Genomic DNA, 2,261 nt, shown 5'->3' with positions numbered 1-2,261 from the left:
ACCCGGCCCTTCGACCGCATCCTGTCCGAGGTGAAAAGCTTCATCGAGATCTGCAAGGCCGAGGGCGTCCACCCCGGCGGCGTCCATCTGGAAATGACCGGCCAGAACGTCACCGAATGCCTGGGCGGCGCCCGCGCCGTGGCTGAGGGCGACCTGGCCGACCGCTACCACACCCACTGCGACCCCCGCCTGAACGGCGAACAGGCCCTGGAACTGGCGTTCTTGGTGGCCGAGAAGCTGAAGGACGACCGGGTGGGCCTGTCGCAGCGGGTGGCGGCGGGGGTCTAGGGGCTGGATCTGATAGGTAAGTCCCGCTGTGGATTGCGTGTCAAAGGTCTACTTTCAGGCGTGGGACATTCGACCGCTGTCGACCCTGAGCGGACCTCAGCACCTTGAAGTACGGCCTAGTCGATCCGCGTGAATCGTAGGTCCCACACCCCCCTCGGGGTCCCGAATCGGAGCCCTACGACACGCCCTGTGGGTTCGCGTACGAAGCGCACAATGCTACCGGCGGGGGTCGTGAACGCATCGCGGTACGCCGCCTCGAGGGCCGCTGGCGGCTGGTCCCCGCGCCTGAGTGTCAGTCGGTTCTCCTCGGCTGCGACCACGTATTCGACGTCCAGGTCGGGCGTACGAAACCGGCCGACGAACGCGCGCAGATCGGTGGGTGACGGCGCGTAGGGATCGGCCCGGCGGTAGGTGCGGATGTCTTCCGGGTCGGTGATCGTGAGGCGGCCGTCCGGAGCGAAGGCATAGTCGATGTCTCGCAGGGCCGGGCGCCACCGCCCTTCCGAGATGGGGATGAGCGCGTCAGCGCCGTGCTTGAGCCCGCCGGCGTCAAGGGCCAGACGCAGCGGCAGCCCGTAGGCGTCGTCCACGTAGAGCCCGGCGCGGGCCGCCGCCTCCGGCGACGCCGAAGGGGGCGATTGGGGCGAGCGGCCGAACACGAAGTCAATCACGGCGTCGCGAGAAGGCGGGGCGCTCGTGTTGCACAGCATCGCGAATGACACCCCCGCATCGGGGTAGCGCGCCAACATGGCCCGATATCCCGCTCGGGACCCGGTGTGGGAAATCCCGCGGTGTCCGCGGTCCGTCGTATGCGTGACGCCACGAGCGTAACCGAGCAGCTTCCCAGGCCGCTGCAGCTCCTCGGTCAGGAAGGCGCCGAGCCGGCGGTCGTTCAGCGCCCGGTTCCAGATGAGGAGGTCACCCACCGTCGTGAGCAGAGCGCCGGACCCATAGTCGTTTGAAAACGGCATATCCTGGCGGAAGCCCTCGGCGGTCGGCGCGTATCCGGTCGCCAGACGCGGCACGATCGCTCGGAAATCGTCGCGCCAGCGGGTCGAGGTCATGCCTAGGGGCTGGAAGATACGCTCGCGCGTGAAGCGCGGCAGCGACTTGCCACTGACACGCTCGGCCACCTCAGCGAGCAGTTCGTACCCGGAGTTGCTGTAGGAGAAGCGCGAGCCGGGCGGGAAGTTCAGCGCGGACTGTCGGGCGATGTTGCGCAGGACCTGTTGGTTGGTCAGCACCTGCGAGCCCAGCGGATGACCCGCCATCGCCTCCAGCTCCAGCCAGTCGCGCACGCCACTGGTGTGCGTGAGCAGATGCTCCAGGGTGATCGGGCCGCCGTAGTCCGGCAACTCCGGGACGTACTTGCGCACGTCATCGTTCAGCGAGAGCCGGCCGTCGGCCGCCAGGAGAAGGATGGCCGCAGCGGTGAACTGCTTCGACACCGAGCCTGCCTCGAAGACAGTCTCCGGGGTGTTCGCGACTCCGTGCCCCAGATCGGCGGAGCCGTAGGCGCGGATCATCTGAGGCTGGCCGCGGCGCTCGATCCCGAACACGCAGCCCGGCGTGGCGTGCGTCATGCGCGAGAACGCAGCATCGACCTGAGCTGGGGATTGCCCCCAGGAGGGCACGCACATGGCGAGCGCCAAAGCTGCGCCTGCGAACTGTCTGAACATTTGTCCCCCCGAGGAATCCAGCCGATTGTGAACCGACGGCTTCGTGCCCGCAACGATCCAGCGCGGTGGTGCAAGATGCTCAAGGGCCGTCGAGGGCTGGGGCCATGAGACGCCTTCCGCAATCCCCCCATTGCGGACGTGTTGGAGGTCAGCTTGCCGGCGGGGGCTAGGCGTCAGGATCAATCCAACGGCTGATCCTTGCCCCGAACCCGCTGCCGCGCCGCCTGTCGGCCACGGACAGCCTCGACGAGGATTCCAACTGCGCCCGGTCCAAAAGGCGGCATGGTGATGTAG

2 protein-coding genes are annotated in these 2,261 nt (G+C 67.7%); one reads left to right on the top strand and one right to left on the bottom strand.

The features are described from left to right. Positions 1-288 (top strand): 3-deoxy-7-phosphoheptulonate synthase (locus RMO97_RS00590; protein ID WP_310538627.1); only part of this gene is annotated, 288 nt, incomplete at its 5' end. Between the two features lie 116 nt (positions 289-404). On the opposite strand, the gene RMO97_RS00585 is transcribed toward RMO97_RS00590, so the two are convergent. Then, on the bottom strand, positions 405-1,967 hold the full coding sequence (locus tag RMO97_RS00585) for a serine hydrolase domain-containing protein (RefSeq protein WP_310538626.1): 1,563 nt from the start codon (positions 1,965-1,967) through the stop codon (positions 405-407). Positions 1,968-2,261: the final 294 nt, after the last annotated feature.

This window comes from Phenylobacterium sp. (genome assembly GCF_031425575.1).
Lineage (GTDB): Bacteria > Pseudomonadota > Alphaproteobacteria > Caulobacterales > Caulobacteraceae > Phenylobacterium.
The sequence above is the reverse complement of the archived record's forward strand: the minus strand, read 5'-3'. Positions and strand labels throughout refer to the sequence as shown.